This window comes from Qipengyuania sp., assembly GCF_964227205.1.
Lineage (GTDB): Bacteria > Pseudomonadota > Alphaproteobacteria > Sphingomonadales > Sphingomonadaceae > Qipengyuania.
The window spans coordinates 132,735-155,446 of sequence record NZ_CAXQVB010000006.1; the positions used below are offsets into that span (position 1 = coordinate 132,735).

The following is a 22,712-nucleotide window of genomic DNA, read 5'->3' on the forward strand; positions in this document are numbered from 1 at the left end:
CAATCTGCGCGAGGTGGCCAAGGTTCAGGGAGGAAATGCACTCACGTGCATCTGCCGGGAAGGGCCATGAGGGGAAGCCCGTCCGGCACGATTGAAATGGGGCTGACGTCTTTCGATTTCAAGTCTGTGGCAGCCGCAACCTTGGCACGGTTCAACGTGAAATATGCGCGTTTCTAGGTGGCGAGGTCACAGGGGGGAGGCGGTTGGGCGATCAGCAGCAGGCAATCGCCCTCCATGCGTTGCTGACCGAGGTTTGACGCCAGCGCACATTCGCCCAATGCCAAGGTCTGGCCATCGATCGAAATTTGGCCGGAGAAAGGGATGAGCAGGGCGGGGCCATCTTCCAGCGAAGGCTGTGGACCAGAGGCGGCTATGCGACAGTAGGTCAGGCGAAAATGGGGGCCGTCGACCAGTACACCGCTTTCGCAATCCATTTGGCTACGAAACTTCGATGGATATGGGCCCGTGTCGGCCACTTTCATGGCCTGTTCGAGATGTAACTCGCGTGGTCGACCATAGTCGAAGAGGCGGAATGTGATGTCGCTGTTTTGCTGGACTTCGATCAGGCTGACACCACCGCCAATTGCGTGCACCGTGCCGGCGGGGATAAAGAATGCGTCTCCAGAGCGTACTTCGTGCCAAACGAGCTGATCGACGATGCTTCCGTCGAGGGCCGCTTCACGCATTTCAGACGGAGTAATCTTATTCCGGAAGCCGGCCGCGATCGTCGCTCCCGGCTCCGAGTCAAGGATCACCCAACACTCGCTCTTGCCATTGCGCCCAACGTTCATGGATCGCGCCTGGGTGTCATCCGGATGGGCCTGAACCGAAAGGCGCTCACTGGCGAAAATATGTTTGACCAGTAGCGTATCGAATTCGGCGGGGGGATCGAACCAGACTTCGCCGATCCGTTTGCCCGCCGGTTGGGGGGGGAAGGGAGGCGGCAGGCTCTCTACACCCCATACCTTCTCGACAAAGGTGCTCGACAATTTGCGGATTACGGGTTCTTGCATCGGCTTGCCTCACCTACTCGCTGTACTGCGCTCCGCGCAGTGACGAGCACATCGTCACCATCCACAACGATCACGACGTCGTCGGCTCCAATAAGCGTGACATGGGGACCATCACTATCGATCATCGATCCTTGAGCCCCGATGATCTCTCCGGGCCCGATGATGACATTGCTGTCGGCGCCAGCCTTGCGCTCAGCGTAGAGAGCGTCCCAATTGCCGATGTCCGACCAGCCCATGGAAACATCAACCATCGCGGCGCGGTCGGTGTTTTCCATGATCGCGTAGTCGACTGACTCCTTCTCAACCTTGGCGAAGCTCTCCGCATCGGGGCGGATGTCCTCGCTATTCGCGTCGCGCCGCGCGTATGCAGCGCGCACTTTTTCGGCCATGTCGGGACGGTGGCGTTCAAGTTCTGCCAGGAAGAAACCCGCTCGGAAGGCAAATATGCCGCCATTCCAAGCATAATTTCCCTCCGCGAGGAATTGCAGAGCGGTTTCGAGGTCGGGCTTTTCGACAAAGCTGTGTACCCGGTAACCACCACCAAGCGGTTCGCCTCTTCGAATATAGCCATAGCCCGTTTCGGGTGCGGTGGCCGCAATGCCGAATGCAACGAGCCAGTCCTCGCTCGCGATCTCCGCTGCCGATTGCGCTGCGGCACGGAAGGCCTGTGTATCGATGATATGGTGGTCGCTCGGGCAAACAAGCATGACTTCGTTCGGATCGAGCGCCAGGGCCGCGAGCGCGATGGCAGGAGCCGTATTGCGGCCCATGGGTTCCACGACGAACCGAGCGTCAGGGGCGGTCTCAGAAGTTTGCGGCTTCGCAAATTCGAGATGCTTTTCGCCGACCACCACGATGGGGGGCGAAAACTGGGTCCTATCCGTACAGCGCGCAATGGTCGCCTGAAACAGTGTTTGGTCGCCAAGCAGAGGGATGAAAGGTTTCGGTTTGGTCGATCGGCTCCGCGGCCAAAGGCGGGTTCCACTGCCGCCGCAAAGTATTACCGGTACGATATTTATCAAAGCTTGCTCCATCCGACTTTCGGCGGGGTCCTGCCAGATCATACAAGCTATGGTAAGTCAGAATTGCCAGGGATCGGATTCAGGTGTCCATTGGCCTACTTATCCGCAAGTTTCGCCGACAACTCGCTTTCGAAATTTCGGGACCAGTCGGCCTTGCCGCCGGTATCGATCGCAGCCTCGATTTTCGGCAGTTCGGCCGCGATGAACTCGACGCGTTCGTCCCAGCCGTCGTGGTCGCGCGATCGGAATATCCACCCGCCATGCCTGGGCCCCCAGGTGCGCATGAACCGCACAGCCGCGCTTGGGTCGTATCCGGCATTCTCGAGTAGCCACGGCATCAGGCGATCGGCATCGCGCTCGGAAAGGCGCACCAGCCTCCGCTTCCAGCCGATCTCGCGGAAGGTTTGCGGGTGCCGCAGGATGTTGTGCGCCATTTCGTGGGCGATCGCTGCGGCGAAGGCGGCTTCGTCATAGGCGAGGCCGGGAAATTTCTCGCCAACGAGCACGCGTTTGCCGTCGGCCGCGGCGTTGGCCTTCGAATCCACCAATTCGAAGCGCGTCGGGCAGGCTGGGACTCCGTCGATCATGGCCGTCCTGGGCGGCTCGGCCTGAGTTTGCCAGGTAATTTCGACCGGGCCGCGCGCCAATGCCGCGTCGATCGCGTCACGCAAGGCGAAGGATCGCTGCCAGCGCGGATCGGTTCTGGGCCAGTGGTCTGCGATCAACTTGCCGTCAATGGCCAGGATAGTGTCGTTCTGGCGGATGCCGGCCAGTGCGGCGGGCGATTGCGGCGCGACTGCCTGGACGCCGATGTCGTCGCTCAGATGGAACAGCCTGCGCACGGCTGCGGGATCGCCGTAACTGTCGGCGTCGTGAATCAGCAGGCCGGAAACCTTGATCGCCCGGTCGCAGAATGGAGCATTGGCCGTCGCCAGGCGATAGCCAAGCTGGAACAGCCGCGTTTCGCTTTGCTGGAATAATTCGAGAGGTGGCGGTGTGCGGTCTGCCGTATCGATGGTCCTTTCGGCCAAGGCAGGGCCGGCCAGCGCCGCCGACAAAAGCGTCGGCAGCAGCAACCGCAAGAGGAACAGGCGCGCGCGGATCGTTTTGAACCGCGCGCGCATGCTTGCCGGCTTAGGCAGTCGGGACACCGGCGGTCGCGGCATCGGGCAGGGGAACCTTGCCCTGCTGGAGCTGGCGGCCGAAGATGGTACGCATCATGTCCATCGAGAAGATCTGCGCCCAGATCAGCGGCAGCAGGCCATTTTCGCTCCACTTGCGCAGCTGGTCGCCCCGCAGCTCGCGCAGCTTATCCTGATTGATCATCTGGAAGCCGCGATAGACGAAGGGCTTGTCATTGCCTTCCTGCGTGATCGAGATTTCGCCTTCCATCAGCAGGTCGTGATCCTTCAGTTCCTTCATGAAGGCCTGCGTGCGCTGGCCTGCCTGCTCGAACTGCTCGCAGAATTCGAGGATCTGCCTGGTACCTTCGCTCGGCTCGTCACCGTCGAACAGCGGCTGGCCGTCCTCGAACTCGCCGATGTTGTCGGCGGTGGGGTCGAAGCACAGCGAAAGCTCGTCGCCGTCGGGCTTGAGGCGCGCGAGCATGAAGGGATAGCGGCGAACATAGGCCGGAATGTAGACCTGCTCGGTAACGGTGCCTTCCTCGTCGACGAAGGTGTTCACGCCGTCATTGAGGCCCATCAGCGCCAGCGGAACGGCATCGGGGCCGGTCGAGAAGACGATCGGCAGGTCGCGCTGTGCCTGGACGAATTCGTCGACCGTCAGCGGCACGGCGTGCTGCTTGGCAAGCCAGGGGGCCTTGCTCACCGGACGCGAACGAAGGTTCGCGTGGTCCTTGCGGTTGAGCGGCATGAGGTCGTTGAAGAACAGGGGCAAGTTGGGCTGCGGCGCGCTGGCCATGGATCTCTCCGAAATTCGATTGGATTGGGCGACATGCCCAGGAGGCATACGCGCGAAGCGCGGGCTTTACGGCGTTGCGGGCTGGGGTGCAAGCGGGACGAGTTTGCCCGGATTAAGTATCCCCAGCGGGTCGAGCGTCCGCTTGATGGAGCGCATCAGAGCGAGCGATACGGGATCGCCAAGGCGGGCGAGCTCCTCGCGTTTCACCTGACCGATGCCGTGCTCGGCGCTGATCGACCCACCGAATTCGGTGACGCGGTTATAGACATAGGCGCTGATCGCCTTGCCCTCGCTTGCCTCCCATTTCCCGCGCGTCGCGCCCCTCGGGGCGAGCACGTGGAAATGGATGTTGCCGTCGCCGAGATGGCCGAATCCGATCGCCCGCGTGCCGGGGAAACGGTCCTCGACCTGAGGCGAGACGGTTTCGACGAATTCGGCCATCCGCGCTACCGGTACCGAAATATCATGCTGCATTGCCGGCCCGATGGCGCGCTCGGCCGGGGCGATGCTGTCGCGCAGTTGCCAAAAGGCTTCGGCCTGGGTTTCGCTGGTGGCGATTACGGCATCTTCCACGAGCCCGCGCTCCATCGCGCCGGCGAAGACCGTTTCGACCAGGCCGTCGAGCTTGTCTGCCCCCTCGGCCGTTTCGACGAGTTCAACCAGCGCATGCCAGGCATGCTCGCCCGAAAGCGGACTGCGCGCATCGGGTAGGTGGGCGAGGACCGACTGCAGGCAATGCGCAGGAAGCACTTCGAACCCCTCGAGTGCCTCGCCCGCGGTTTCTTCGCAGTGAAGCAGAAGTTGGCGCGCAGCGGAAATGCTGGGGAGCCCGATCCAGGCGACGCGGCGCTCGCCGATCGCGGGCAGAAGGCGCAGCGTGGCGGCGGTGACAATTCCCAGCGTGCCCTCCGAACCGATCAGCAGCTGTTTGAGGTCGAAACCGCGATTGTCCTTCTTGAGCGGAACGAGGCTCGAGAAGATCGCGCCATCGGCGAGCACCGCCTCGATCCCGAGCACCTGGGCGCGCATCGTGCCATGGCGAAGGACCTGCGTACCGCCGGCGTTGGTCGAGATGAGCCCCCCGATCGTTGCCGAGCCCTTGCCGCCCAGCGTCAACGGAAAGCGCAGCCCTTCCGCCTCGACCTTCTCGTGCAGGGTCTGCAGGATGACGCCCGCATCACAGGTGATCTGGCGCGCGGCGCGATCGAAATCGCGGATCGCATCCATCCGGCGGAGCGAGAGGACCACGCTGGCACCGCTTTCGTCGGGCGTGGCACCCCCCGACATTCCGCTATTGCCGCCCTGGGGGACGATCGGGACTTGGTGCTCGGCACAGAGCCGCACGAACATGGCCACTTCGCGGGTCGAGGCCGGGGAGGCCATGCCCACCGCCTTGCCGGTATAGCGGCCGCGCCAGTCGGTCAGCCAGGGCTCGACCAGTTCAGGGTCGCTGGTGAAGCCGCGCTGGCCGAGCAGTTCGGTGGCGGCGTGCCGGAAGGATTCGAGCTCGGTCATGGCCGCCATCTTGCCACAGCCCGGCCGGCGATTGCCACCACTTGCCATCGTACCCAGAATAATTAAGCCCGCATTCAAGCATTGGAAGGCAAGGGCCAACTCCGTCGTTTTTCCGCTTGCACCCGCGATCCGCGACGAAGGAGCGTTCGTAGACAGCCCATGTCCCTGCTTTCTCCCCTGATCGCCATGCTGATGGCATTGGGCGCTCCGGGAAGCGCGGCGACGGGCGCCGACATCGAACGATCAACTGCTGCCGGAGGCGTGACGCCCGGTTCGGCCGCTCTCGGCGAACATGACCCGATCTGGCCCGGCACGCTGGACGATGGCGGCGGGCCGGTCGCCAACCAGGTGCGGATCGAACAGCGCGTGATCCTGCGAATCAGCCCGCACCCCGGCCGGTTGCGCCAAGATTTTCTTGCGGATCTACCGCGGCAGTCGTTTCCCACACGGCTGGTCGAGCGCCCCTTTGGCAAGTGTCTCAGCGTGGGCGACATTGTCGGCGTGGCCGATCGCGGCACGCGCCTGCTGATGTATATGCGCAATAGGCAGATCATCTCGGCCGAGCTCGAGAATGCCTGCAGCCCGCGCGATTTCTATCTCGGTTTCTACGTCGAGCGGACCTCCGACGGGAAGCTGTGCGTCGGGCGTGACCGGCTGCTGTCGCGGGCCGGGGCCAAGTGCCGCATTTCCAATTTCAGCCGGTTGGTTGCGGTCAGCGAGGAGGACTGAGGCCGCGCTCGCGCCGATTTCTTGACTTTTCCGCCAATTCCGGCAAAGGGCGCGCCTAGCCGATGCCGCACATGCGCGGCTTTTTCTCGGCCTTTGTTCCAGGGACAGTTTCGAACCGCATGACTTTCGCCGATCTCGGCCTTTCCGAAGACTTGCTCAAGGCAGTAAGCGAAGCCGGCTATACCGAGCCGACAGACATCCAGCGCGAGGCGATTCCGCCGGTCCTGATGATGAAGGACATCATCGGAATCGCGCAGACCGGCACGGGCAAAACCGCCAGTTTCGTGCTGCCCATGATCGATATCCTCGCTGCCGGCCGTCGTCGCGCGCTGATGCCGCGTTCGCTGATCCTCGCGCCGACGCGCGAACTCGCAGCGCAGGTGGCGGAAAACTTCGAGAAATACGGCAAGAACCACGATCTTAAGCTCGCACTGCTCATCGGCGGCGTGCAGATGGGCGACCAGGTCAAGGCGCTGAACGAGGGCGTCGACGTACTGATTGCCACGCCCGGTCGCCTGATGGATTTGTTCGAGCGCGGCAAGATCCTGCTCAACGGTTGCGAACTGCTGGTCATCGACGAAGCCGACCGTATGCTCGACATGGGCTTCATCCCCGATATCGAGTTCATCTGCTCCAAGCTTCCCGAAGCGCGCCAGACCATGCTGTTTTCGGCCACCATGCCGCCGCCGATCGAGAAGCTGGCCAAGAAATTTCTCAACAATCCCAAGCGGATCGAGGTCAGCCGTGCCGCGACCACGAACAAGGACATCACCGCTTTCAAGATTCCGGTAAAGAGCCGCCAGAAGCGCGAGACGCTGCGCTGGCTGCTCGACCATGATCATGTCGAGACCGCAATCGTCTTCGCCAACCGCAAGACCACCGTGCGCGAACTCAACAAGAGCCTGCAGAGCCACGGCTTCCGCAGCGGCGAGATCCATGGCGACATGGACCAGTCGAATCGCCTGAAGGAGCTCGACCGCTTCAAGAAGGGCGAGATCAATATCCTCGTCGCCTCCGACGTCGCTGCGCGGGGGCTAGACATCAAGGGCGTCAGCCACGTGTTCAATTTCGACACGCCCTGGCATCCCGACGATTACGTCCACCGGATCGGCCGCACGGGGCGGGCAGGGGCCAAGGGCCGCGCCTTCACCTTCGTTGCGGAAGAAGACGCGGAAGCGATCGCCAATGTCGAAAAGCTGACCGGGTCGAAGGTCAAGGTCTTCGGCAAGGAAGACGTTCGCGTCGATCTGGTCGAGAAGACGTCCGAGCCAGAGGAAAAGCCCAAGCGCGCGCGGAAAAAGCGCGGGAACGACGAGCTCCGGGACGAACAGCCAGCGCGCAAGCCGAGAACGAAGAGCGAGCCGCGGCGCAAGCGCGACTCGGATGATGCGCCGGTTGCGGCGGGCGAATGGAACGGTCCGCGCCCTGGCTTCCTCGACGTTTCGGCGACCTGATTTAACGCCTTCCTAACCACGTTCGCGCCATAGCTTGGCGCAATGGAAATCTTCGCCCATCATGCGCAGGTGACGCTGACCATGCTGGCCATGACGGCCGGCGTGTTCGGCCTGCTGGCGTTGCTCGTTAAGCGGCGAGCGATCGGTGCGGCGCTGGCGCGGGTGCACGGCGAATTCGCCACCAATCTCGGCCTCCTGCTCTTCAACCTCGTGCTGCTGGGCCCGCTGTTCGCGGTGCCCGAGGGCCTGATCCGCGACCAATTGGTGGCTCTCCCCGCGCTGGGCGCATTCTGGAGCGGGATCAACGAATTGGCGGTGCTTTTCTGCGCCATCCTGGTCTACGATTTCGTTGTCTACTGGCGGCACCGCGCCGAACACCACAGGTTGCTGTGGCCGATCCACGCCACTCACCACGCAGACACGGCGCTGCACTGGCTTTCGGTCCATCGCAAGCACCCGCTCAGCAAATTGCTCAGTGTGCTTGTGGACATCTGGCTTTTGTTCCTCCTTGGGTTCCCCGAATGGGCGATTGCCGGCGCGGCCTTCCTCCGCAGCTGGTGGGGATTTTTCATCCATGCCGATGTTCCATGGACTCTCGGAATCTTCGGTAAAATACTGATATCGCCCGCTGCACACCGCCTGCACCACATCCGCGACGAGGCGCTGATGGGAAGCAATTTCGGCAACACCGTGACTCTATGGGACAGGCTGTTCGGCACCTATGTCGATCCGGCGCCGTATCTCGATTGCGAGACCGGCATTGCCGAGGGCACGCGCGGCTTCCTCGGCGAACTCGGCCGACCGTTCGAGCGGCGCTACCGCATCGGGGTGGGTGCGAGTGCGGTAGAGCCTAGGCCAGCGCCGCCAGCTGGTACATGATCTCGACGTAACCCATCGTCGCGTCGGTAATCCCGGCCACCTTGGGATTGCTCGATTCCACTACGTAATACTCGTCCGGCGCATGCGCGCCCGAGCCATGACCGAGGCCGAAGTGTCCGGCAGGGATGCTCACCGGCGGTGCTGTGAATGTCGCGCCTGGCCACGAGCCGGCAAGGCGTGGATTGAGCCTCGCCTCGACCCCCAGCGCCTCGTAGGCGGCCAGCTCGGCGCGAATGAGCGCACTGTCTTCGGCCGTCTCGGTCGGGTCGTAGCCGCCCGAAACATTCACTTCGACATCGGGAAAACCCTGCGCATCGAGATGCGCGCGCAGCTTGCGCACTGCCTCTTCGCGGGTCTGGCTGGGCACCAGCCGTAGGTCGAGTTTCGCTACGCCGCGACCGGGCAGGATGGTCTTGCCGCCCGGACCGGTGTAGCCCGCGACGAGCCCTTCGATATTGACCGTTGGCTGCCCTGCCAGGCGGATCATCGCGTCTTCGAACGACAAATCGTCGATCCAGTGGGTGATGCCGAGGCTTGCCTTGGTCAGTTCCTCGTTTCCGGCGGCGGCGGCCTGACGGACCAGTTCCTTCTCGCGCTCGGTCAGCGGGCGCACGTTCTCGAACCAGCCATCGATCGCCACCGTGTTGCCGTCGGGCGTGACGAGCGTGTTGAGCGCATGGACAAGTCGCCAGACGGGCGAATCGACCGCGGCCTTCTGGCTCGAATGGATGTCGCCCTTGGGGCCGCGACCCCATTTTTCACCGCTCGCCACCAGTTCGAGCTCGACGATGCCTTTCGAGCCCAGATTGACGTTCACTGCCCCGGTCGGTCCCTGCCAGCTGGCCGGAATGAAGATACCTGCGCATTTCCGGAGTGCGGCGAGCACGTCGGGCGTCTCGGCGATCTGGCGGAAGTGGGGGCTGCCGATCTCCTCCTCGCCCTCGCAGATGAGCGCGATGTTGACCGGAGGGGTAACGCCCGCCGCCTTCATCGCGTGGAGCGCGGCGAGGAAGGTGGCCTCGGGGCCCTTCTGGTTGACCGCACCACGGCCCATGATCGCCTTTCCCCAGTCGGCCTTGTCGACGATTTGTGCCGCGAGCGGGGGCGAGGACCACTCGGCGGGATCGAACTGCTTCACATCGTACATGAAATAGATGCCCAGGGTCTGCGGTGCGCCATTGTCCATGAAACCGACGACCCCGGGAATCCCGTCGGTGGGAATCTGCCGGACACCGGTAAAGCCCGCAGCGCGGGCCAGGTCTTCCATATAGGCCGCGCCTTCCGGGACGTTGCGGTTCTCCGCGGCGATGGTCGGCAGGGCGATCCACTCCTGAATGCGCTTGATGTCGGTTGCCTTGTTCGCCGCTGCCGCCGCTCGGATCGCCGCGCGGGCGTCGGATTGCGCGAAACCGGTCCGCGGCAGCAATGCTGCTCCCGCGCCAAGCAGCATGGACGATCGCAGCAGCGTACGGCGGTCGGTTGGAAAGCGTGTGAGTCCGGTCATCTCATTCCCCCTGATTTGCCGAAGGAATGCACGCGGCAGGGCAGGCTGACAAGCTAGTCGGCGAGCTTCACGAAACTGTCGAGTACGCGCTTCTCGCCCGCCTTCTCGAACTCGATAGTCAGCTTGTTGCCTTCCTGATCGGTGACGCAGCCGTAACCGAACTTGTCGTGGAACACGCGTGCGCCAATCGCGATGTCGCTGCGCGGCTTGGCGGCGAAGCTGGCGGCGCTCCGGCCCGGCTCGGCAAGTCGCTTGGGCGTTGAGTCGTAGCCGCTCGACAGCGCGCGCTGCCAGCCGGGGCCGCGTGAGCCCGACCGCTCGGGACGGCTGGAGGAGACATGCGCGAAGGGATCCTCGGTCTCGCTCCAATTGGCGCGCCACAGAGAGGCACCGCCAGTCATGGTGGTTTCACTCTTGATATGCTCTTCTGGCAAATCCTCGATGAAACGGCTGGGGATCGAGCTGGTCCACTGGCCGTAGATGCGCCGGTTTGCAGCATGAAGGATCGTGCACCGGCGCCGCGCGCGGGTGATCGCGACATAGGCGAGCCGGCGTTCCTCCTCGAGGCTTGCGAGCCCGCCTTCGTCGATTGCGCGCTGGCTGGGGAAGACCCCTTCCTCCCATCCGGGCAGGAAGACATGATCGAACTCGAGCCCCTTGGCGGCGTGCATGGTCATGATGGTGACCTTCTCGCCATCGTCGGCACGGTCGTTGTCCATCACCAGGCTGACATGTTCGAGGAAATCGCCAAGCGTCTCGTACTCTTCCATTGCGCGGGCAAGCTCGGTGAGGTTTTCCAGCCGCCCGGCGCTTTCGGGGCTGCGATCCTTCTGCAGCATGTCCTCGTAGCCGCTCTCGGCGAGCACCGTGCGCAGCAATTCGGAAGTCGTCACCTTTTCCGCCATCTCGCGCCAGTGAACGAACTGGCCGAGCAGTCCGACGAGGCTGTTCTTCGCCCGTGCGGGCAGCTCGTCGCTGTCGCAAAGGTCGAGGCTGGCAGCAGCGAGCGGGGCCTGCGTCCGGCGCGCATGGCGTCGCATGGCTTCGAGCGTCTTGGCGCCAAGTCCGCGTTTGGGCTGGTTGTAGATGCGCTCGAAGGCAAGGTCGTCTGCAGGCTGGGCGATGGTGCGCAGATATGCGAGCGCATCGCGGATTTCGGCGCGTTCGTAGAAGCGGAAGCCCCCAACGATGCGATAGTTGAGCCCGATCTGGATGAATCGGTCCTCGAACTCGCGCGTCTGGTATTGCGCGCGCACGAGGATCGCGACCTGGTCGAGCGGAGCGCCTTCGGCCTCGAGCCGTTCGATCTCCTCGCCCACGCGGCGCGCTTCCTCTGGCGCATCCCACACGCCGATCACGCGGACCTTGTCGCCCGCCGGAAGCTCGGTCCACAGCGTCTTGCCGAGCCGCTCGCTATTGGCGTCGATCAGGCCCGATGCGGCCGCAAGGATCTGCGGTGTTGAGCGATAGTTCTGCTCGAGCTTGATCACCGCGGCGCCGGGAAAATCCTTTTCGAACTTGAGGATATTGGCGACTTCTGCGCCGCGCCATGAATAGATCGACTGGTCGTCGTCGCCCACCACGCAGATGTTCTTGCGCGTCTGCGCAAGCAGGCGCAGCCACAGGTACTGGACCTGGTTGGTATCCTGATATTCGTCGACCAGGATATATTTGAAGCGCTGCTGATACTGCTCGAGCACGTCGCGATGCTGGCGGAAGATATTGAGCATGTGCAGCAAAAGATCGCCGAAATCGCAGGCGTTCAGCGATTTGAGCCGCTCCTGGTAGAGCGTGTAGAACTGCGCCCCGCGGCCATTGGCGTATGCCTCGTTCTCCACAGCATCGAGATCGCCGGGATTCAGCCCGCGGTTCTTCCAGCGGTCGATCAACCCTGCCAGCTGGCGCGCCGGCCAGCGCTTTTCGTCGAGATCGTTTTCCTGGATCAGCTGCTTGAGCAGGCGCAATTGGTCGTCGGGATCGATGATCGTGTAGTTGGACTTCAGTCCGACCAGTTCGGCATGCCGGCGCAGCATGCGCGCACCGATCGCATGGAAGGTACCGAGCCAAGGCATGCCTTCGACTGCATCGCCGATATGCCGGCCCACGCGCTCGCGCATCTCGCGCGCCGCCTTGTTGGTGAAGGTGACGCAGAGGATCTCGCTCGGCCATGCCCGGCGCGTTGCGATGAGATGTGCCAGCCGTGCGGTAAGCGCCGCGGTCTTGCCGGTGCCCGCTCCGGCCAGCATCAGCACGGCGCCCTCGGTCGTCAGGACGGCCTCGCGCTGGGGTGCATTCAGGCGTGCAGCATAGGCAGGAATCTGCGCTTTTTCTGGCGCGTCGGACGGGGTGGAAAGCTCGGTCATGCGGTATGGAACAGCTAGGGAACGCTTGCCCGCAACACAAGCCCCATAGCCTGCCCCCCGTCGGAACCGACGCGGCATTTCCTGCGTAGGACGGGCAATGACAACGACAAATGGAGTGTTCTCCAATGCGTACCATCATTCTCGCCGGCGCTGCCGCCTTGGCTTTCACCGCGACCCCGGCTTTCGCCGACCATCATATGGACGACGAGGGCTTCACCTGGAGCGCCGAGCAGGAAGCCATGTATGACGCATGGCCCGCCGATCGCCAGGCTGCCTATGACGCATGGCCCGCAGATGTTCAGGAGTATTACTGGACGCTGACGCCCGTGCAGGTGAAGGGCTGGTGGCTGCTGACCGACGACCAGCGCATCCGGATTTACGAGATGACCCCCGAAGCGCGTGCGCAAGCCTGGATGCAGGTCCAGGCGCAGGTGCCGAACGCGACCGCAACCGCTGCCACGAGCGCTGCGGCCTCGGCCAGCACCATGACCCCGCGTTTTGTCAGCAAGGAAGTGACCCAGACGACCCCGGCCGGTTATATGGCGGCTTCGGGTGACGACTTGCCGGTGTGCAAGGGCGACCAGCAGGACGGCTGCATCAACAGCTGGGCCAAGAACAAGACCGGCCACCGCCCGCTCGAATACTGGCCCGGCAAGCCGGCCAGCGAAATCCCGGGCAAGCTGCCGGCGAAGAAGCCCGGCACATAGTCAGGTCTTTCCGCGCGCGCTTGGCTCCCTTGGAGCCCCGGGCGCGACGCTTGGAGGGGGCGGGGCTGCCATGGCGGCCTCGCCCCTTTCGCGCATCTAGCTCTCGAGCCGGAGTAGCGTAAGCTTGGCTTTGCCGACTTTGCGATCGGCGTCGATGGCGAGGCCCTTCACCGAAACCGTTTCCTTCGCTCCGGTCTCCAGCGCCATCAAGGTTACAGGCCCGATCCATCCGAGCCGCAGCATGCGGTCGAGCGCGACCTGTCCGGCGCCGGTGTCATAGGGCGGATCGAGCAGGATGAGATCATGCGGCTGTTTTGTAGGGCCCAGCGACATGACAGAGGCCTGCTGTACAGTCGACCGTGTCCGCGCCTCGAACGCATCGATATTGCTTCGGATCGCCTTGATCGCCGCGCTGTCCTGCTCGACAAACAGGCACGAGCCGGCTCCGCGCGACAGCGCTTCGAGACCGAGTGCTCCCGAGCCGGCGAAAAGGTCGGCGACGCTCAGTCCTTCGAAACTGCCCAATCGACTGGCGAGCATGCTGAAAAGGGTCTCGCGCGTACGATCGGCGGTCGGGCGGGTCAGCTCGCCCTTGGGCGCGACCAGCTTTCGCCCGCGCCATTCGCCCGCGATGATCCTCATTTGCGGCCACCGCGGGCGAGTTCGCGCTTGAACGCCATGACATCGCCGCGCTTGATCTCCAGCGCCTGTCCGCGCGGGAGGTCGCCGATGTGGAACGGGCCGTAGCCGATGCGCAGCAGGCGGTTTACTTCGAGCCCGAGATGTTCGAGCACCCTGCGGACTTCGCGGTTCTTGCCTTCCCGCAGGGTCAGCTCGATCCAGCGATTCCTGCCCGATCCGCGCTCGAGATCGGCCTCGATCCTGCCGTAGCGCACGCCGTCGACTTCGATCCCTTCGATCAGCTTGTCGAGATCGGCCTGGGTGACATTGCCGAAGGCGCGCGCGCGATAAGTCCGCGGGACGCCGCTCGACGGCAGTTCCATCGCGCGCTTCATCTCGCCGTCATTGGTGAGCAGCAGCAGGCCTTCTGTGTTGTAGTCGAGGCGGCCCACCGGCATGACACGCCCGGCATCCTTGGGCAGGGCGTTGCGCAGCGCGGCGTAGATCGTCGTCCGACCCTTGGGGTCGTGCTCGGTCGTCAGCATTCCGGCCGGCTTGTGAAAGGCGAACAGGCGGGTTTCTTCCACCGTACCGACGGGCTTTCCGTCGACCGTTACGCCGCCCAGGCCGGTGAGCTTGACCGCCGGCGTGTCGAGCACCTTGCCATTGATCGCCACGCGCCCGTCGGCGATCATGCGCTCGATTTCGCGGCGGCTGGCGACGCCCGCGCGTGCGAGCAGCTTGGCGATCCGGTCGCCTTCCTCGGGTAGTCGATTGTCGGCCATGGCCGCGCAGCTAGGCCTTCAATCGGCCGCCCGCAAGGCTTCTTCGACGGTCTCGTGGTAGCGACGGATGCCGCCTTCCATCGTGCCGAGCGTGAGATGCGGCACCGCGCCCGTCGCCAGGCCCTGCTGGCCGAGCTCGGCCGCACGGAAATCTTCGCTCGCGAAGACCCCGCCGTCGAGCAGCGCCCAGCTGCGTTCCCAGTGATCGCGCGCCTTGTCGGTCGCAGGATGTTCGGGGATGAGCATGAAGTCCTCGACCAGCGTGCGGTCGTGCGCCTGCGGCATCATCACCATGACGTTGATGTAGTCGGGGCTGGGGATGATCAGTGCGCCGGGCAGCAGCTGATAGGCGAAGGTTACAACGCGGCGCAGTGCGGCCATGTCTTCGAGGTCGACACCCACCATCTCTTCCAGACGCCCGACCGCGGCACGCGAATGCGGACCGATCATGTCGCCGCTGGTGACGCCGTCCTTGAAGAAGGGGCCGATCGTCTTCGCATGCAGCCGGGTGACATGGTAGCTTTCGAGGAAGGCATCCATGATCAGCTTCCAATTGCCCGCGACCTCGTGCGTCTTGCGGCGGAAGAGCACCTGGTCGCCCATGCCGAGCGCGTCGAAATCCTCGCCGAGCTGGTTGGCCATCGAGAAATCCGCCGTTTCCGCTTGCGGGCAGAACCAGATGAGCCCCCCGGTCTCGCGGCTCGGCAGCTCGACAAGGCCGTGGTCCTCCTTGTCGAGGCCGGGGAAAGTGTCGGGGCGCGGCAGTGCCAGCAGTCGCCCGTCCACCGCATAGGTCCAGGCATGATAGGGGCAGACGAGTTTTTTGGTGCAGTGCACCCCGTCACCTTCGACCAGCCGAGTCCCGCGATGACGGCAGACGTTAAGGAAAACATGCGCCTGCCCTTCCGCGTCGCGCGTGATCAGCAACGGGCGCCCGGTCGCATCGTGCGGAACCGCCATGCCGGGATCGGGCAACAGCGCCGATGGGCAGAGGATCTGCGGCAGGCGGTCGTAGATCGCCGCCTTCTCGCGCGCCCAATATTCGGGATCGATATAGACGCTTGCCGGGACCTTGGTCATGGCGCTCGTGTCGCGCTTGCGTCCTTCGGCAATGTCACGGGCCAGCGCGAGCATACCCTCGCTTGGTCGACCTGCTGTGGGTTTGGTGTCGACATCGCTCATTTGCGCTGTTCCTCTCGCTCTCTCTCGTCGCTAGTGTCGCAAAAAAATGGCGCAAACGGAAGGACGCTAGGGCATGGCCGAGGTCGCGCAAGAGACACGAAAGATATCTGCCTGGCGTGCGCTCGGCATGGCACTGGGCAACCGCAAAACCGGATTCATGCTGCTGTTCGGCTTCGCCAGCGGGCTGCCCTTCGCGCTTTTTCTGGGCACGCTGTTCGCCTGGCTGACCGAGGCCGAGGTGGATCTCGAGACGATGGGCATCTTCTCACTGATCGGCCTCGCCTATGCCTTCCAGTTCCTGTGGTCGCCACTGATCGACAAGCTCGACATACCGTTGCTGCGACGGCTCGGACGGCGCAAGCAGTGGATCGTCCCGATGCAGATGCTGCTCGGCGCGATACTTGTGACGATGAGCCTGCTCGAACCCAAGAGCCAGCTGGGCCTGTTTTCGCTGCTCGCCGGGATCGGCGCCTTCGCCAGCGCCACGCAGGACATTGCGATCAACGCCTGGCGTATCGACGTAGCCGACGAGCGCGCGACGATCGACATTCTCTCGACCGTCTACCAGATGGGCTACCGTCTCTCCTCGCTGGTCGGCGGCGCGCTCGGCCTGATCATCGCTGCGCGGATCGGCTGGCCCGAAACCTACATGATGATGGGGGGCATCCTGCTCGCCGTCGGAGCCGTGGGTCTTTTCGCTCCCAATGCGGAAGGCTCGGCGGAGGCGAGCGAGGGCGACGAGCAGGTCCGCGCGCTGCGTCGAGCGGGCGAGCTGGCACCCGCGATCCGCAACCGGGCGCTCGCCGCTGTCGGGCTGCTGTGGGCGGTGGCAATCGGCGCGGTACTGACCTTCATGATCATGTCGATGACCAATGCGCCCGAGAACCGGCCCAATCCGACCGAGTTCACGCTGACCTGGGGGCCGTGGATAATCGTCGCGACGATTATCCTTCCCGCACTTATCGCGGGATGGCTGGCCGGGCAGAAGAAGCAGGGCAAACATTTGCTCGCCGAGGATGCGCCGCCGGCCCGGGGCGGTGCCTACGCGCTCGACCACCTCTATCGCGCACTGGTGCTGCCGCTGGTCGAATTCGTTGGCCGGATAGGCTGGTCACTGGTGCTCATCCTCGCCGTGGTGCTGACCTATCGCATATGCGATGCGATCTGGGGCACCTTTGCCTACCCCTTCTATCTTGGAGAGCTGCAGTACACCAATGACGACGTGGCCTTCGCCTCGAAGTTCTTCGGCGTTGGCGCGATCATTGCGGGGCTGGCGCTCGGCGGCTTCATGCTCACCGTGCTCGGCCGCATGGCGACGCTGCTGATCGGCGGCATTCTCGCCGCGCTGACCAATCTGCTCTATGCCGACATGGCGCTGGGCGGGGCACACATGCAGGCCTTCAGCGATGCGGTCGGCTTTACCTACCTCATCGAGCAGGTGCCGGGGATCGGCGATGCGGATCTGGCCAAGCTGACCATCACCATCGGCTTCGAAAACCTGGCCATCGGGATTGCCGGGGCGGCCTATGTCGCCTGGCTGTCCTCGATCGTCTCGAAGAAGTTCAGCGCGGTCCAGTATGCGCTGCTATCATCGCTGACGCTGCTCGTCGGGACGCTCGGGCGCGGCGCGCTGGGCGAGATGATCGAGAAGCAGGGCTTTTACGATGTCTTCATCCTCACCACCTGGATCGGGCTTGCCGCCTCGGTGCTGGTGTGCCTCGAATGGTATCGCGAACGCCGGGGCAAGGCCGCCGCGGGTATCGTCGCGCCCGAGGCCGGCGAAGTGGCTCCGGCAGAATGATCAGTCCGGATATTCGCCGTTGAGGCGCAGCACCTCACCGGCGAGATAGAGCGAGCCCGCGATGAGGACGGGCAGGCTGCCCTTGGGCAGGGCTTCGAGCGCTTCGGGGACCGATTCTGCCGCGCCGGTGCCCTTGCCGAAATCCTGCGGCGAATGGAATTCGTGATCGGGCACCGGTACCGCGGTGATGCTCGCCAGATTGCCCGCCAGCGGCCGGATGATCGCTGCGGGATCCTTGTTCTTGAGCATGCCGAGGATGAGGTGCAGCCGCTGGCCCTCGAAATGTTGCGCCAAGGCCGCGCCGGCGCTGGGATTGTGCCCGCCATCGATCCAGACCTCATGCTCCCTGGTCAGCGGACCCGGGCGGAGCCGCTGCAAGCGCGCCGGCCAATGGGCGTTGCGCAAGCCTGAAACGATCGCTTCCTCGGCAATGGGGATCAGGCTCTGGTGGCGAAGCATGGCGATCGCCAGCGCGGCGTTTTCCGCCTGATGCGCTCCGACCATTGACGGCACGGGCAGGTGCAGCTCGCCATGGCTGTCGCTGTAATGCAGTACGTTGCCGAGGGCGCTTGACGTCCAGTCGCGCCCACGCATGGCGAGGATTGCCGTCCGTTCCTCGGCGATCCGCTCGATTTCCGTCGCCGCTTCGTCCGCATAGTGCAGAGTAACCAGCGGACGTCCGGGTTTGGCGATCCCTGCTTTCTCGAAGGCGATTCGGGCCAGCGGGCGCTGCGGAACATCCTTCTCGGGGGCGAGCAGGAAACGTTCGTGATCGATGCCGAGTGCGGCGATGCCGCAGGCGGCGGGCCTTTCGATTACATTGGTAGCATCGAACCGCCCGCCGAGACCGACCTCGACGACGCAGGCGTCGGCGGGAACGCGGGCGAATTCGGTGAAACCCGCGGCGATGGTGACTTCGAAAAAGCTCGGGTTGAGGCCTTCGCCGGCATCGAGCACCTGCGCAAGCAGTGCGGCGAGGCGGTCGTCCTCGACCAGCTTGCCGGCCACGCGAATGCGCTCGTTGTAGCGCACGAGATGCGGGCTGGTGGTGACGTGGACCGTGTGACCCTGCGCTTCCAGCATCGCACGAAGAAAGGCGCAGGTCGATCCCTTGCCGTTGGTCCCGGCAACGTGGAGGACGGGCGGCAGGTGGTGATGCGGATTGCCGAGCCGCTCGAGCAGCGCGCGGATCGTGCCTAGGCCAAGCCTGCCATCGGGTACCGAGAGGCGCGCGAGCCGGTCGAGCTGTTCTTGGACAGCGGCGCTGTCGGAGCGCGCGAAGTCCCGCATGATCTGGCTCAGGCGGCCTTTGCAGGCGCCAGATAGTCGAGCAGCGTCGCCAGCGTGTCCTTGAGGTCGTGCCGGTGCACCACCATGTCGACCATGCCGTGCTTGTGGAGGTATTCGGCGCGCTGGAAGCCGTCGGGCAGCTGTTCGCGAATCGTGTCCTGGATCACGCGCTGGCCGGCGAAGCCGATCAGCGCGCCGGGTTCGGCGATATGCACGTCGCCGAGCATGGCGTAGCTCGCGGTGACGCCGCCCGTGGTCGGGTCGGTCAGCACGACGATGTAGGGGAGCCTCGCTTCCTTCAGCCGGCGCGTCATCACGGTTGCCTTGGGCATTTGCATCAGGCTGAGAATGCCTTCCTGCATCCGCGCGCCTCCGGCGGCGGTGACGACGATATAGGGGCAGTGCCGCGTCAGCGCGCGTTCGGCGCCTTGGCAGAAGGCAGTGCCCACCGCCATGCCCATCGATCCGCCCATGAAGCCGAAATCCTGCACGCCGACGACCGCGGGCTTGCCCTCGATCGCGCCCGAACCGACGAGGAAGGCGTCCTTGTGCGGGCTCTTGGCGCGCGCCTTCTTGAGGCGGTCGGTATATTTCGACGTGTCGCGAAACTTCAATGGGTCTTCCTTCACCTCGGGGATCGGGAGAACCTCGTAGCCGGTGTCCAGCAGCTGGCGCAGGCGCTCGTCGGCACCGATCCGGCCGTGGTGCTCACAGCGCGGGCAGACGAAGGAATTGTCCGCATACTCCTGTGCGAATACCATCTGCTGGCAGCCGGGGCACTTGACCCACAGATCCTTGTCGGTGCTGCGCTTGGACAGCGAGGTGATCGAATTGCGGACGCGGGTGAACCAGTTCATGCGGCCGCCTTAGTCTGCATTCGCGGCTAAAAAAAGCCCAGTCATTGCGAGGAGCCGTCAGGCGACGCGGCAATCCGGATAGCGTGGGACTGGATTGCTTCGCTACGGTCGCGACGACTGATCACTGTCTCACTGGGCGGCGTGGACGGCCTGCGACAAGGCCGAGGTCAACTCGCGCAGCTTGGCAGGCGCTTCCGCACCATGCTCGGCCACAAGCTCGACCAGCGCGGAACCCACGACCACACCATCGGCCACACGCGCGATTTCGGCGGCCTGCTGCGGCGTGCGCACGCCGAAGCCGACCGCGACCGGGATGTCGGTCGCCCTTTTGATGCGGCTGACATTGGCCTCGATCGATTCGATTGCCGCTTGCTGCATGCCGGTGATGCCCGCGACCGCGACGTAGTACAGGAAGCCTTGGCTGCCCTCGACCACGGCGGGCAGACGGTTGTCATCGGTTGTCGGTGTGGCGAGGCGGATCGGGGCGATTCCGGCAGCGCGCAGTGCGGGGCCGAGCGCATCGTCCTCCTCGGGCGGGATGTCGACGCAGATCACGCCATCGACGCCGGCGTCTTTCGCCGCGGCGGCGAACCATTCGGGCCCGCGCCGGATCATCGGGTTGGCATAGCCCATCAGCACCACCGGCACCTCGGGATGACGCCGGCGAAACTCGGTCGCGATCCGCAGCACGTCGGCAGTGGTCGTGGCCGCGCCGAGCGAGCGGATATTGGCCTGCTGGATCGCGGGACCATCGGCCATGGGATCGGTGAAGGGCATGCCCAGCTCGATCACATCGGCACCGCCCTCGACCAGCGCGTCGAGATTGGCAGCCGTGTCGCCATCGCCTGCGGTGAGGAAGCACACGAGCGCGGGGTGGGGTTTGGCGAAGGCTGCGGAGAGGCGATTCGGGGTGTTCATGAGGTCAGGTTCGTTCATCTAACTCGGCAGAAGTCTGAGACATGGACCGGGTGTTACACTGTCCAAGGGCAAAAAAGCTGAGGGGGTGCAAGTGGGCTGCTTTCGGTCCGGAGGCAGGAAGAAGGTCGACGGTTCATGCAAGAGTCTTGGCACGGACACGACCGTGTAGGACAGGCGCTTATTGAAGTGGTCAGTCATCTAGCACTTTCGTGAACATGCCTATCAAAGCGAAGATTACCGTCATAGCTACCGCCCACCAAAAGTAGCGGTTCATATTTTCCATATCGCCTGAAGCGGATTGGCCAAGGATCCGAAAGCCGAAGAACAGCGGAAAACCAATCACAAGCCAGAACAAGCCAATCTTGGGTCGAAACGGAACCTCACGTCCCCAAATCCGCACGGTCTTTGTTCGACCCTTGGACTTGTTAGCCTGTTTACGCTTACCTGGCCGTTTGCGGCGGTGGCTCAAAGCACCACTCTCAGTTTTTCCATCAAATGATCGTCACCCCGGCTCCCGAGCCGGGGTCGGGCTGCTTTGAGCGTTGCGCGGAAAGAAGCACCACCCCGGATCAAGTCCGGGGTGACGATGGTGGTGGGGTGGGGCTTGGCAAAGGCGCTGGCCAGGCGATCACGCACGACGCTTGCGTTCCCAATTTTCGACAACGCCAAGCGCAAGTCCGAAGAGGAGCGAGATAAGGATAGCGGTGTTTCGGATGAACTCTGCTTCGGCTCGATTAGTGAAAGCCCATGCCCAAATGGCTATGACGAGACAGACAGCAACTGCTGCTGCAAAGATGTGTCCAAGCAATCTCACATCTCCACCCCAAGCTTCTCAGCCACGGTGAAGATGTCCTTGTCGCCGCGCCCGCAGAGGTTGGCGAGGATCACGCTGTCTTTCGACATCTCCTTCGCGCGCTTGGCCACGGCCGCGATCGCGTGGCTGGGTTCGAGCGCGGGAATGATGCCCTCGGTGCGGCAAAGCAGCTGGAAGGCCTCGAGCGCCTCCTCATCGGTCACGGCGGTATATTCGACGCGTTCCATGTCCTTGAGCCAGGCATGTTCGGGGCCGATGCCGGGATAGTCGAGGCCGGCGCTGATCGAATGCCCCTCGGTGATCTGGCCGTCCTCGTCCTGCAGCAGATAGGTCCGGTTGCCATGGAGTACGCCGGGGAACCCGCCAAGCAGCGAGGCGGCGTGTTCGTCGCCATCGAGGCCGTGCCCCGCCGCCTCGACCCCGAGCATCTTGACGTCCGCGTCGTCGAGGAAGGGGTGGAACAGGCCGAGCGCGTTCGAGCCGCCGCCGATCGCGGCCACCAGCAGATCGGGGAGGCGACCGATGCGGTCCTGCATCTGCTGGCGCGCTTCCTTGCCGATCACGCTCTGGAAATCGCGGACCAGCTCGGGATAGGGATGCGGGCCTGCGGCGGTGCCGATGATGTAGAAGGTGTCATGGACGTTCGCGACCCAGTCGCGTAGCGCCTCGTTCATCGCATCCTTGAGCGTGCCGCGGCCGCTGGTGACGGGGCGGACCTCGGCGCCCAGCAGCTTCATCCGGAACACGTTGGGTGACTGGCGGCGCACATCTTCGGCGCCCATGAACACCACGCAGGGCAGGCCGAAGCGCGCGCAGACGGTGGCGGTGGCGACACCGTGCTGCCCCGCGCCGGTTTCCGCGATGATCCGCGTCTTGCCCATGCGGATCGCGAGCAGGATCTGCCCGATGCAATTGTTGATCTTGTGTGCGCCCGTGTGGTTGAGCTCGTCGCGCTTGAACCAGACCTGCGCACCCCCGAGCGCCTCGGTCAGCCGCTCGGCGAAATAGAGCGGGCTGGGGCGGCCGACGTAATGTTCGAGCAAGTCGTCGAACTCGCGCTGGAATTCGGGATCGGCCTGCGCCGCGCGATACTCGCGTTCGAGGTCGAGGACGAGCGGCATCAGCGTCTCGGCGACATAACGCCCGCCGTAATCGCCGAAGTGGCCGCGATCGTCGGGCTGGTTGCGGAAGGAGTTGGGGGCGTCTTGCGTCATCTCCTGCCGCGCTTCGCATCCACCGGCGTGGTTGTCCAGAAAGCTATGATGGCAGGGCGGAAATTCGTTCTCGTCGCATCGTGGCGCTTCGGCGAATTCGCGAGGGGCGGTCCTGCGGGGC

At 64.0% G+C, this 22,712-nt stretch carries 20 protein-coding genes; 5 read left to right on the forward strand and 15 right to left on the reverse strand.

What is annotated here, in order from left to right; genetic code table 11:
* Positions 1–173: 173 nt before the first annotated feature.
* From ACEQZ0_RS13830 to ACEQZ0_RS13850, 5 genes are all read right to left on the reverse strand, one after another.
* Complete coding sequence (locus ACEQZ0_RS13830; protein WP_370191604.1) at positions 174–1,013, reverse strand: class I mannose-6-phosphate isomerase; 840 nt, start codon at positions 1,011–1,013, stop codon at positions 174–176.
* Positions 998–2,077, reverse strand: coding sequence for a mannose-1-phosphate guanylyltransferase (locus tag ACEQZ0_RS13835; protein WP_370191606.1), 1,080 nt, complete (start codon positions 2,075–2,077; stop codon positions 998–1,000). Before ACEQZ0_RS13835 ends, ACEQZ0_RS13830 begins: the two co-directional genes overlap by 16 nt.
* Before the next feature lie 53 nt (positions 2,078–2,130).
* Positions 2,131–3,159: a PDZ domain-containing protein gene (locus tag ACEQZ0_RS13840; RefSeq protein WP_370191607.1), complete on the reverse strand. Its 1,029-nt coding sequence runs from the start codon at positions 3,157–3,159 to the stop codon at positions 2,131–2,133.
* A gap of 10 nt (positions 3,160–3,169) precedes the next feature.
* Positions 3,170–3,958 (reverse strand): SapC family protein, encoded by a 789-nt coding sequence (locus tag ACEQZ0_RS13845; RefSeq protein ID WP_370191609.1) that lies wholly within the window; start codon positions 3,956–3,958, stop codon positions 3,170–3,172.
* A gap of 66 nt (positions 3,959–4,024) precedes the next feature.
* Positions 4,025–5,473 (reverse strand): FAD-binding oxidoreductase, encoded by a 1,449-nt coding sequence (locus ACEQZ0_RS13850; protein WP_370191611.1) that lies wholly within the window; start codon positions 5,471–5,473, stop codon positions 4,025–4,027.
* 159 nt (positions 5,474–5,632) lie between these two features.
* On the opposite strand from ACEQZ0_RS13850, the gene ACEQZ0_RS13855 reads away from it, so the two are divergent.
* From ACEQZ0_RS13855 to ACEQZ0_RS13865, 3 genes are all read left to right on the forward strand, one after another.
* The gene (locus ACEQZ0_RS13855) at positions 5,633–6,202 is read left to right on the forward strand and encodes a hypothetical protein (RefSeq protein WP_370191613.1); all 570 of its coding nucleotides are present in this window, start codon (positions 5,633–5,635) and stop codon (positions 6,200–6,202) included.
* A 119-nt stretch (positions 6,203–6,321) separates the two neighbouring features.
* On the forward strand, positions 6,322–7,656 hold the full coding sequence (locus ACEQZ0_RS13860) for a DEAD/DEAH box helicase (RefSeq protein WP_370191614.1): 1,335 nt from the start codon (positions 6,322–6,324) through the stop codon (positions 7,654–7,656).
* A gap of 42 nt (positions 7,657–7,698) precedes the next feature.
* Complete coding sequence (locus tag ACEQZ0_RS13865) at positions 7,699–8,535, forward strand: sterol desaturase family protein (protein ID WP_370191616.1); 837 nt, start codon at positions 7,699–7,701, stop codon at positions 8,533–8,535.
* Here ACEQZ0_RS13865 and ACEQZ0_RS13870 read toward each other — a convergent pair.
* Positions 8,507–10,039, reverse strand: a complete 1,533-nt coding sequence (locus ACEQZ0_RS13870; protein WP_370191617.1) for a M20/M25/M40 family metallo-hydrolase — start codon at positions 10,037–10,039, stop codon at positions 8,507–8,509. The two genes, ACEQZ0_RS13865 and ACEQZ0_RS13870, sit on opposite strands and share 29 nt — an antisense overlap.
* Positions 10,040–10,092: 53 nt before the next feature.
* Entirely contained in the window at positions 10,093–12,402 is a 2,310-nt protein-coding gene (locus ACEQZ0_RS13875; RefSeq protein ID WP_370191619.1) for an ATP-dependent helicase, read from the reverse strand.
* Positions 12,403–12,527: 125 nt separating this feature from the next.
* Here ACEQZ0_RS13875 and ACEQZ0_RS13880 point away from each other — a divergent pair, with 125 nt between their 5' ends.
* Positions 12,528–13,109, forward strand: a complete 582-nt coding sequence (locus tag ACEQZ0_RS13880) for a hypothetical protein (RefSeq protein ID WP_370191621.1) — start codon at positions 12,528–12,530, stop codon at positions 13,107–13,109.
* Between the two features lie 96 nt (positions 13,110–13,205).
* Here the strand turns inward: ACEQZ0_RS13880 and rsmD are convergent, their stop codons facing one another.
* From rsmD to ACEQZ0_RS13895, 3 genes are read right to left on the reverse strand one after another with little or no spacing between them, the layout of a single operon-like run.
* Entirely contained in the window at positions 13,206–13,751 is a 546-nt protein-coding gene (gene rsmD, locus ACEQZ0_RS13885; protein WP_370191622.1) for a 16S rRNA (guanine(966)-N(2))-methyltransferase RsmD, read from the reverse strand.
* Positions 13,748–14,515 carry a pseudouridine synthase gene (locus ACEQZ0_RS13890; protein WP_370191624.1) on the reverse strand — a complete coding sequence of 256 codons (768 nt, stop codon included), beginning with the start codon at positions 14,513–14,515 and terminating at the stop codon, positions 13,748–13,750. The genes rsmD and ACEQZ0_RS13890 overlap by 4 nt, the downstream gene beginning before the upstream one ends.
* 18 nt (positions 14,516–14,533) lie before the next feature.
* Positions 14,534–15,697 (reverse strand): aromatic ring-hydroxylating dioxygenase subunit alpha, encoded by a 1,164-nt coding sequence (locus ACEQZ0_RS13895; protein ID WP_370191625.1) that lies wholly within the window; start codon positions 15,695–15,697, stop codon positions 14,534–14,536.
* Positions 15,698–15,770: 73 nt separating this feature from the next.
* Here ACEQZ0_RS13895 and ACEQZ0_RS13900 point away from each other — a divergent pair, with 73 nt between their 5' ends.
* Positions 15,771–17,498 (forward strand): MFS transporter, encoded by a 1,728-nt coding sequence (locus ACEQZ0_RS13900; protein WP_370191626.1) that lies wholly within the window; start codon positions 15,771–15,773, stop codon positions 17,496–17,498.
* Here the strand turns inward: ACEQZ0_RS13900 and ACEQZ0_RS13905 are convergent, their stop codons facing one another.
* The 5 genes from ACEQZ0_RS13905 to trpB all read right to left on the reverse strand — a co-directional run bounded on the left by ACEQZ0_RS13905 (position 17,499) and on the right by trpB (position 22,591).
* A complete protein-coding gene (locus tag ACEQZ0_RS13905) occupies positions 17,499–18,788 on the reverse strand; it encodes a folylpolyglutamate synthase/dihydrofolate synthase family protein (RefSeq protein ID WP_370191627.1) in 1,290 nt (429 codons plus the stop codon).
* Positions 18,789–18,796: 8 nt separating this feature from the next.
* Entirely contained in the window at positions 18,797–19,645 is an 849-nt protein-coding gene (gene accD / locus ACEQZ0_RS13910) for an acetyl-CoA carboxylase, carboxyltransferase subunit beta (RefSeq protein ID WP_370191628.1), read from the reverse strand.
* Between the two features lie 129 nt (positions 19,646–19,774).
* Positions 19,775–20,563, reverse strand: a complete 789-nt coding sequence (gene trpA / locus ACEQZ0_RS13915) for a tryptophan synthase subunit alpha (protein ID WP_370191722.1) — start codon at positions 20,561–20,563, stop codon at positions 19,775–19,777.
* 465 nt (positions 20,564–21,028) lie between these two features.
* On the reverse strand, positions 21,029–21,199 hold the full coding sequence (locus ACEQZ0_RS13920; protein WP_370191630.1) for a hypothetical protein: 171 nt from the start codon (positions 21,197–21,199) through the stop codon (positions 21,029–21,031).
* Between the two features lie 174 nt (positions 21,200–21,373).
* Entirely contained in the window at positions 21,374–22,591 is a 1,218-nt protein-coding gene (gene trpB / locus ACEQZ0_RS13925; RefSeq protein ID WP_370191631.1) for a tryptophan synthase subunit beta, read from the reverse strand.
* Positions 22,592–22,712 lie beyond the last annotated feature (121 nt).

Bases quoted from the DNA above. Each gene is read 5' to 3' on its own strand.
- ACEQZ0_RS13830 (WP_370191604.1), bottom strand. From the start codon at position 1,013: ATGCAAGAACCCGTAATCCGCAAATTGTCGAGCACCTTTGTCGAGAAG.
- ACEQZ0_RS13835 (WP_370191606.1), bottom strand. From the start codon at position 2,077: ATGATCTGGCAGGACCCCGCCGAAAGTCGGATGGAGCAAGCTTTGATA.
- ACEQZ0_RS13840 (WP_370191607.1), bottom strand. From the start codon at position 3,159: ATGCGCGCGCGGTTCAAAACGATCCGCGCGCGCCTGTTCCTCTTGCGG.
- ACEQZ0_RS13845 (WP_370191609.1), bottom strand. From the start codon at position 3,958: ATGGCCAGCGCGCCGCAGCCCAACTTGCCCCTGTTCTTCAACGACCTC.
- ACEQZ0_RS13850 (WP_370191611.1), bottom strand. From the start codon at position 5,473: ATGACCGAGCTCGAATCCTTCCGGCACGCCGCCACCGAACTGCTCGGC.
- ACEQZ0_RS13855 (WP_370191613.1), top strand. From the start codon at position 5,633: ATGTCCCTGCTTTCTCCCCTGATCGCCATGCTGATGGCATTGGGCGCT.
- ACEQZ0_RS13860 (WP_370191614.1), top strand. From the start codon at position 6,322: ATGACTTTCGCCGATCTCGGCCTTTCCGAAGACTTGCTCAAGGCAGTA.
- ACEQZ0_RS13865 (WP_370191616.1), top strand. From the start codon at position 7,699: ATGGAAATCTTCGCCCATCATGCGCAGGTGACGCTGACCATGCTGGCC.
- ACEQZ0_RS13870 (WP_370191617.1), bottom strand. From the start codon at position 10,039: ATGACCGGACTCACACGCTTTCCAACCGACCGCCGTACGCTGCTGCGA.
- ACEQZ0_RS13875 (WP_370191619.1), bottom strand. From the start codon at position 12,402: ATGACCGAGCTTTCCACCCCGTCCGACGCGCCAGAAAAAGCGCAGATT.
- ACEQZ0_RS13880 (WP_370191621.1), top strand. From the start codon at position 12,528: ATGCGTACCATCATTCTCGCCGGCGCTGCCGCCTTGGCTTTCACCGCG.
- rsmD (WP_370191622.1), bottom strand. From the start codon at position 13,751: ATGAGGATCATCGCGGGCGAATGGCGCGGGCGAAAGCTGGTCGCGCCC.
- ACEQZ0_RS13890 (WP_370191624.1), bottom strand. From the start codon at position 14,515: ATGGCCGACAATCGACTACCCGAGGAAGGCGACCGGATCGCCAAGCTG.
- ACEQZ0_RS13895 (WP_370191625.1), bottom strand. From the start codon at position 15,697: ATGAGCGATGTCGACACCAAACCCACAGCAGGTCGACCAAGCGAGGGT.
- ACEQZ0_RS13900 (WP_370191626.1), top strand. From the start codon at position 15,771: ATGGCCGAGGTCGCGCAAGAGACACGAAAGATATCTGCCTGGCGTGCG.
- ACEQZ0_RS13905 (WP_370191627.1), bottom strand. From the start codon at position 18,788: ATGCGGGACTTCGCGCGCTCCGACAGCGCCGCTGTCCAAGAACAGCTC.
- accD (WP_370191628.1), bottom strand. From the start codon at position 19,645: ATGAACTGGTTCACCCGCGTCCGCAATTCGATCACCTCGCTGTCCAAG.
- trpA (WP_370191722.1), bottom strand. From the start codon at position 20,563: ATGAACACCCCGAATCGCCTCTCCGCAGCCTTCGCCAAACCCCACCCC.
- trpB (WP_370191631.1), bottom strand. From the start codon at position 22,591: ATGACGCAAGACGCCCCCAACTCCTTCCGCAACCAGCCCGACGATCGC.